This window comes from Enterobacter sp. WCHEn090032 (assembly GCF_003986875.1).
Lineage (GTDB): Bacteria > Pseudomonadota > Gammaproteobacteria > Enterobacterales > Enterobacteriaceae > Enterobacter > Enterobacter sichuanensis.
Genome location: NZ_RXRN01000050.1, coordinates 1 through 6,487, shown reverse-complemented (window position 1 = coordinate 6,487; position 6,487 = coordinate 1). Strand labels below are relative to the sequence as shown.

10 protein-coding genes and 2 pseudogenes are annotated in these 6,487 nt (G+C 38.2%); all 12 read left to right on the top strand.

The features are described 5' to 3' along the window. Positions 1 to 422: 422 nt before the first annotated feature. On the top strand, positions 423 to 902 hold the full coding sequence (locus EKN83_RS22970) for a hypothetical protein (protein ID WP_126801770.1): 480 nt from the start codon (positions 423 to 425) through the stop codon (positions 900 to 902). Positions 903 to 927: 25 nt separating this feature from the next. Next, a pseudogene (locus EKN83_RS22965) lies at positions 928 to 1,317 on the top strand (RHS repeat protein); the annotation flags it as partial. A 26-nt stretch (positions 1,318 to 1,343) separates the two neighbouring features. Continuing rightward, positions 1,344 to 1,541, top strand: a complete 198-nt coding sequence (locus tag EKN83_RS22960) for a hypothetical protein (RefSeq protein WP_072060271.1) — start codon at positions 1,344 to 1,346, stop codon at positions 1,539 to 1,541. A 91-nt stretch (positions 1,542 to 1,632) separates the two neighbouring features. Then, positions 1,633 to 2,325 (top strand): Imm43 family immunity protein, encoded by a 693-nt coding sequence (locus EKN83_RS22955; protein ID WP_260591352.1) that lies wholly within the window; start codon positions 1,633 to 1,635, stop codon positions 2,323 to 2,325. A gap of 145 nt (positions 2,326 to 2,470) precedes the next feature. Beyond that, positions 2,471 to 3,034, top strand: coding sequence for a hypothetical protein (locus EKN83_RS22950; protein ID WP_126801769.1), 564 nt, complete (start codon positions 2,471 to 2,473; stop codon positions 3,032 to 3,034). A 306-nt stretch (positions 3,035 to 3,340) separates the two neighbouring features. Then, positions 3,341 to 3,583, top strand: coding sequence for a hypothetical protein (locus EKN83_RS22945; protein WP_126801768.1), 243 nt, complete (start codon positions 3,341 to 3,343; stop codon positions 3,581 to 3,583). Positions 3,584 to 3,685: 102 nt separating this feature from the next. After that, positions 3,686 to 3,787, top strand: a complete 102-nt coding sequence (locus EKN83_RS23615; RefSeq protein WP_080690917.1) for a hypothetical protein — start codon at positions 3,686 to 3,688, stop codon at positions 3,785 to 3,787. Positions 3,788 to 4,030: 243 nt separating this feature from the next. Then, positions 4,031 to 4,186, top strand: coding sequence for a hypothetical protein (locus tag EKN83_RS23610; protein WP_260591351.1), 156 nt, complete (start codon positions 4,031 to 4,033; stop codon positions 4,184 to 4,186). A 2-nt stretch (positions 4,187 to 4,188) separates the two neighbouring features. Further along, the gene (locus tag EKN83_RS22935; RefSeq protein ID WP_126801767.1) at positions 4,189 to 4,638 is read left to right on the top strand and encodes a hypothetical protein; all 450 of its coding nucleotides are present in this window, start codon (positions 4,189 to 4,191) and stop codon (positions 4,636 to 4,638) included. A gap of 202 nt (positions 4,639 to 4,840) precedes the next feature. Continuing rightward, a complete protein-coding gene (locus EKN83_RS22930; RefSeq protein ID WP_221885394.1) occupies positions 4,841 to 5,629 on the top strand; it encodes an Appr-1-p processing protein in 789 nt (262 codons plus the stop codon). A gap of 87 nt (positions 5,630 to 5,716) precedes the next feature. Next, the gene (locus EKN83_RS22925) at positions 5,717 to 6,118 is read left to right on the top strand and encodes a hypothetical protein (RefSeq protein ID WP_126801766.1); all 402 of its coding nucleotides are present in this window, start codon (positions 5,717 to 5,719) and stop codon (positions 6,116 to 6,118) included. Between the two features lie 79 nt (positions 6,119 to 6,197). Then, positions 6,198 to 6,487: pseudogene (locus EKN83_RS23605) on the top strand (RHS repeat protein); the annotation flags it as partial.

Genomic DNA, 6,487 nt, shown 5'->3' with positions numbered 1-6,487 from the left:
ACGCTGGGGTGGGTGGATCCGTGGGGGTTGAGCCGTAAATGTAAGGATCCATCTAAAGAAGCTACGAGATGGCAAGGTCAAGGTGATTACAAAGTATAGATGTCTACAAAAACAGGAAACTGAAAAAAGGCACGATTCTGTATGCATTATATCCAAACGGTGATACTCCTCCATCATATGCAGTGACTTATCCAACCGTTAGGCAAAATAAAGGAAATGCTATAGGCTACCATGAAGCACTTCAGGTTAAAATAGATCCTCATCGTACATTAAGAACGCAAGTTAGAGCTTATTATGAAAGTGAGGATATTGATGTAGCATATGGAAGAGCATTGGCTAATGAGATATATGGTCGAGGGGGGGCAATTCTTTATCCCTGAGGAATTTAGAAATCTTTTGATACCGGGGAAGGTCATTAGCATATGATTAATTTTAAAATTAACGTGGTAAATGGTAAGGTTGAGTTAGACAATAAATGTCTTTTAATACAAAGGGAGGAGGAATTTATAACTTCTGATCTTTACAAATATCTTGAATCAGAAAATAAAATGCAGAAATTAATTCCCCATCATTATACAGTTAATACCGTTCTTTGGTCGGGAAAGGAATTCGAGATTATAATACAACCATTATGCTTCAGTAATTTGCCATTTACGGTGCAATTAATTTATAAAGAGGGAGGGTATTATAAGGCAATAAATGATTGGAATAAGGTTTCTAACATTGATATGCTAAATAAAGAAGTCGAATTTTTATATCAATGGGTGTCGGGTGAATATGATCTTGGCAAACCAGATGAAAAAGAAAAACATAGTATAATGTGGCACTTGGAATGGGGTGATATAACTATTTGCTATGATATTAAATCATTTAATTGCGGTATTTATTTAACGTGGAATTAACTATTAAATAAGGTTGTCATATTGTGCTGATAACCCGCTTGAAGGTTCCGCTGAGAAGGTCACGCACAACTGCCTGACGCAGCTGAACGGCATTCGCTGGCGTTATGACATCCACGACCGCACCGTGGAGAAGGATAACGGCCAGACCCGCTGGCACTTCCGCTACGATCCGCTCGGTCGCCGCATCAGCAAAACGCGCCGCCAGATGCTGGGCGGACAGCCAACCGGTAAGCCGGTTACCACCCGGTTTGTCTGGGAAGGGTTCCGGCTGCTGCAGGAAGTGCACGGGGATGTGCCGCTGACCTACGTTTACAGCGATCAGGACAGCTACGACCCGCTGGCGCGTATTGACGGCGTTGATGCCCCGGAGATTTTCTGGTTCCACTTCCAGCCGAACGGCACGCCGGAGCGAATTCTGCTCACCATGTTATACCCGTTGAGGTGTGGAAAGAGGAGCAATCATTCTTCAATAATATTGGCATCGGAAAAGACATGAACTCTGCGTTTAATGGTATTAATTTTCCAGGTAGCGCATCAGCGATGAAACAAGATGCAGGGAAAGGTATGGATATCTTCCATAGCAGTAATCATCATAACTATAGTGACATTCTCCGTCGGCGCATTGCTCGTGTTGAGTAACGATATATTTCTGGAAGATTAGATGCTAAAGGGGCGAGGATAGTTATACGGCGGATCCAGATGGATATGAAGAATAAAATTTGGATGGGTCATGTTCCCACAAAAAAATCAGGGGAATGAATTAATGTCCTATTATGTGATCATGAATGACTTTGAATCATCACTCATGCCAAGAAATTTACAGGGCATGGTTGATGAAAGATTACAGGTTAATGAAAACTGGGAAATAGAAGGCTCTGCCTTTTCCTTCCCTTATCGAATAACAGACGATGCATGCCCAGACCATATTTATTTGTTGTGCAATAAAAATGTTGGGGCTTTGAGATTTGACTATTTTAAAAAAGACTTTGGACACTTGATGGATAAGTCTTTATTTTCAATTTTTGAAAATTATAAGCACAATGTTTTTTTTGGCCGAGATATAACACCAGTTTCGATTGGGAATGGTCAAGTTCTTCGGGATGATTTTAAATATGTATATTTTCCAGGCGGCGATGTTATAGATAAGGATAAATCTATTCTCGAAGAGGATAAGTTCGGAGATACTATACCTTTTAAAATAGAATTCAAGGATGATGCGCTAGAAAATGATATACTTTCGTTGAACGATACATTGTTAGGTGGTTTTATTATTGTTAAACAAGAGGTCAAGGAAGTTATAGACAGTAAAGAATTCCGGGGGTTGAAACTTGTTCCACTGGAAAAGGCTTTAGACGTTTTCTGTGAAGATTATTTCTACGAAATAGACTCAAATCGTAAAAGAAAGGGCAATAAATTACCTTAATATTGAAGGGTGTCGTGCCATTATTGATTCTTTGTTTTTCTTTTTTAATGGCGCGAAGAACTTCTTTGGATTATGAGTACATTTTTCAACTATGGATATAGTAATTTTCAGAGTAGCCAATAATGTTAACTCTTAAAGAGGAATAATGCATATAAAAAATACTATCCAAGACTTTGTCAACAAATTCAAAATGAATGATTTAAATATGGGAGAGATAGACTATGCAGACGATGAAAATGAAACTTCTTTTCCTGTAAATTTAAATGGTGAAATTCGATTCTTTTATAGCCATTTGATTTTAAATGACCACCCAACATTTGATGGTGCATTCATTATACAGATTGTTGAGCCCCAAGAGCTTAATAAAATGTTATCAGGCTGGCGAGTTCAAAATGACACGACCTGGCGCGATGAATATATAATCTTTGCTGAACGAAATGGAGATGTTCTTTTTTGTGATACCCAAAATATCACATCTCCTGTTTATGGTAGTATTCAAAAAAGAAATTTCTTTATTTCCAATTCGTTAGCCGACTTTTTGGATGCTTTTTGTTCTGCCATTGAGATAGAACAAAGTAAATATGATGGTGATGCTACAGATGATGATTTTAATTTCAGAGAGGACTTTCTGGAAGATATCGATTTAATGCTAAAAAGCAAGCTTAAGGATGTTGAGGCAGAAGGTTTTAAGCAATTCTTTTTTGGCTAGGTTAATAATAAAAACTAACACTTTTAGAACCCTCCTTACTTCTGACAACATTTTTCGCTTAAAACCACTTTTATATAGGCAAGGAGATCTCTTTTCGATTGATTATGAATAAGCATATGAAAAACGGTTTCGATAAATTTGATGAGAAGTTACATCTCTTGTAGAAAAAGGAAACGAGTTCCATTTAAATGGGCCTCACCTAGTGAAGTTGCTGATCTGATGTGGAAAATGACAACAAAAACAGATGGTAAGTAGATTATTCTCAAATTGGGTGATGGAATAAAAAAGTACTGGAGTAATATTGTTATGAATACTAAAGAAATAAATACTAGAGACGATTTTATTAAATTTCTTGAGAATTTATCTTCAAATGCCAGAAATAATCGAAGTGAGTGGGAGAGCAAAGACTTACCCTCATATTTTGAATCGATGGCATCTTGGGTTGAAGATATGGATGGATATTATTTAAATCAAAAATTACCTGTCCCAGAAAATGTTAACTGGACATTTATTGCAGATATTTTAATGGCTGCAAGAGTTTATGAATAATATTCAATAATAATTGGCCGGGAAGTGCATCAAATCTTCCCGGCTTTTTATTCTTTAACGTGTTAAAAAGTATGATGGCGTCCGAATCGTTCCGATGACCCGATAGGTTTTAATGGCGGTATAAATACTTACGTTTACGCCACTAATCCGTTGAATTGGGTTGATCCATTAGGATTGAAAGCGAAGTGTGCACCGACTCGATAAAATGACCATAACCAGGCGGCATTTGGTAGGCAGTGGCAAGGAAGAGGGATTTATCAAGGCCGTTATTCTTGGTCAAACACAATGCTTAAAGAAGGCGATATTGTTTATGGTGGAGCACCCGGGCAGTCAGGATTTTATTTCGACAAACCCACTTTAGAAGCTGCTAATGGTAGTCGACAAAAATTATGGGAAAGTTTATAAGTTCTACCTCATGAAAAATATGGGTTTAGAAGTAAGATTCAGATGTATAGAGTCAAACGAGATGCTATTGCTGGTACGGGACAAGCTTTGTCACCAGATACTGAAATGTTAGGAAGCGGTGGCGGTACCCAATTCTTCCTTTCGATTTATAAAAAAGTTCTGGAACCTATTGGTCTTCCATTTGATATTGGGATGTAAAAATGAATTTTGACGCAGAAACTGGTGTTCTTAAATTTAATAAAAGGGTTCTATTAGGACCAAGAGTTACTAAGACAGAGTTGTTTAATAATACAAATGTAAGGTGGGAGGGGGGGCCTGAAAAAAAAGACAATAAAACAGTCTCATACAGAACTATCCTTAAAGGTGACCATGAGTTCGGAGATATATATCTAATAATTGACTTCTTGGTTCCCAATGATCCTAACTCAATAATTCGTAGTTGGCGCTTCGCCCCAGAAAAATTATTGATGGGAAAACAGAATAGACCCGAAGGGAAAGTCACCCGATGTTTAAGGGAATGGTTCAAAACTAAATCTACTATTGTTCTTCCTGTATCAAGGGAGTGGGGACATGTTGATGCTGCTTATGACCCTCATAACCTAACAGGAACAATTCTCTGCCACTATTGCTTAGACCCTCATGAATTGTAAGTGGAGAACTGGTAAAATATATGATTCAATTGAAGTAACTTATATGACTATATTATAGTGTTTCCAATATAAATTGGACAGTTGCCATCCTAAGCGAGAAAATAAAAAGGTATAAGCCATTTTGTTGACATAGATGTTACTGGCCTGGATGTAATTGAACCCCGGAAAAATACATTCTTTATCTTAAACACAAAAGAACTTGATGTCTCCGAAAGAATTGTTAAAAGTGCGAGAAGTTGTGGTTGATGTGAAAAAATACTATAAAGGTAACGTTGATTTTATTGCAGGTGAAGGAATTATTCTCAATGAATTCATAGGGGAGGTGGCCACACGACAAATAAATATTATAGATGGCGATTGTTATGCATCTTCCTCTTTGCTAGATAAAAACGAGAAAGTTGGTTTTCTGCTGTATGATGGTAAAAAAAGCGATCTGGACTTAAGTGATGCTGAAGAAATTTCGAATGAGGAATTTGAAACTTTCTGGAAAACATCAACGAGTTCATTGCAAGAAAAAAAACAAATAAAGCTCTTGTCTGGAAATGCTGTGGAACCTTTGAAAAAATCCATAGTTATTGCTCACATTGTGAATAATAAAGGGAAATGGGGTAAAGGCTTTGTTCTGTCTCTTTCAAATAAATATCCTTCTGCAAAGGAATACTATCTCAATAGCTTCAATGGAAATAACATCCCAGAATTAGGTACGGTTGATTTTGTCTTGGTTGATGCTAAAGAACAGATATTTATTGCTAATATGTATGCACAAGATGGTATTAAGAAAAATGTCAATGACAAAAACCAATACGTATGTTATGCATCCCTGGAAGTTTGTCTTGAAAAGTTATCTGACTTTGCTTTAGTAAATCGCCTTTCAGTACAAATGCCAAGAATAGGCGCTGGCCTCGGTGGAGGTGATTGGGATGTTATAGAGTCATTGATACTTAAAAAGATTTGCTATAAGATGATCGATTGCAATGTAATAATTTTATAATATAAAATGATTATTTAGTAATGCATTTTATTGAATTCGATTGTTGCTTAGAAAAGGATTTTTAATTAAAAGGACAGGCGCTTGAGTATGAAAATATCTATAACAAATACTATTGAAAAAGGAAACGAGTTACACGACAGCCAAAAATACGCCGAGGCTTTAGAACAATACCAAAAGGCCTGGCAAGCCCTTCCTGAACCAAAGTCCGAATCAGAATTTGCCAACTGGATCTCTGCATGCATGTACAGCGCATATTTTGATCTTGCGGATTACGTTGAGGCAAAGAAATGGGGAGAGACGGCTTTACGGACACGTGGATCGGATATAGACACTGCACCGTTAATCGACTTGGGTATGGTCTGTTACGAGTTGAATCAATTCGATGAAGCGTATAAATATTTTAACGATGCTTATAACTACGGCAGAGAGCGTGCTTTTCAGGATAGACCTAAAAAATATCTTGAGTTCTATCTGCGTAAGAAGGCGTAAGAACAGTAATTTATACCATTCAAAACAAATCAAACGTTAAACAAGAAGTTCATTACGTCGCCATCTTTAACGATGTAATCTTTATCGATGGGACAACTTTACCGGCAATGCCCAGCGCCCGTCGCCGCACCGCTGGTCCCGCCGCCTGGAGTACGATTATCGCAATAACCTGGGGCGGGAAAAACGGGACGATAACCCGTTTAACTGGTACCGCTGGCAGTACGACAGTGCCGGGGCCTGCTCGCTCAGGACGGCTCGCTGACCGGTCAGGAGCAGTGGCGCTGGGATGCGGCTGGTAATCCGTTAGAGGGCGCTGGAAAGAAGATTGCCCATAACCGGGTCACGCAACTGAACGGTATTCAGTGGCGT